Below are 625 nucleotides of genomic sequence, written 5' to 3' on the forward strand. Positions count from 1 at the left end.
CCGCCGACGTCAGCGGTCTTGCGGTACCTGCCTGACACGCTGCACTACGTGACATCGCTCGACGAACGGGTAGGCGGCCAGGTCCGCCTCCCCGTATCACGTCACGCCTCAAACCAGGGAGAAACTCGAAAATGCATGATGCCAACGTCATCGATGCGCTGGCCGCGCGTCTGCGCAACGCCGAAGCGTCGCGCCAGACCATCTCGCCCGTACGCGGAGATATCCCCCTCGACGACATCGCTACCGCCTACGCAGTGCAGCAGGCGAACGTCGATCTGCGCATCGCGAACGGCGAGCGCATCGTCGGCCGCAAGATCGGTCTGACGTCGCTCGCCGTGCAGAAGCAGCTTGGCGTCGATCAGCCGGATTTCGGCGCGCTGTTCGCGGGCATGGCCTACGGCGACAGCGAACCGATGCCGCTGGCGACGCTGATCCAGCCGAAGGTCGAAGCCGAAATCGCGCTGGTGCTCGAACACGACCTCACGCACGACAAGCACACGTTCGTGGACATCCTGCGCGCCAGTGCGTACGCATTGGCCGCGATCGAGGTCGTCGACAGCCGCATCGAGAACTGGGACATCCGCTTCGTCGATACGGTGGCGGACAACGCGTCGAGCGCGCTGTT

Annotated in this window: 1 protein-coding gene; it reads left to right on the forward strand. The window is 64.8% G+C overall.

Features of this window, described 5'->3' with window-relative positions; translation table 11 throughout:
* Positions 1–131: 131 nt before the first annotated feature.
* Positions 132–625: 2-keto-4-pentenoate hydratase (locus GCT19_RS42475; RefSeq protein WP_408582423.1), on the forward strand; the 494-nt coding region annotated here is incomplete at its 3' end.

This window comes from Paraburkholderia atlantica (assembly GCF_009362785.1).
GTDB classification, from domain to species: domain Bacteria; phylum Pseudomonadota; class Gammaproteobacteria; order Burkholderiales; family Burkholderiaceae; genus Paraburkholderia; species Paraburkholderia atlantica.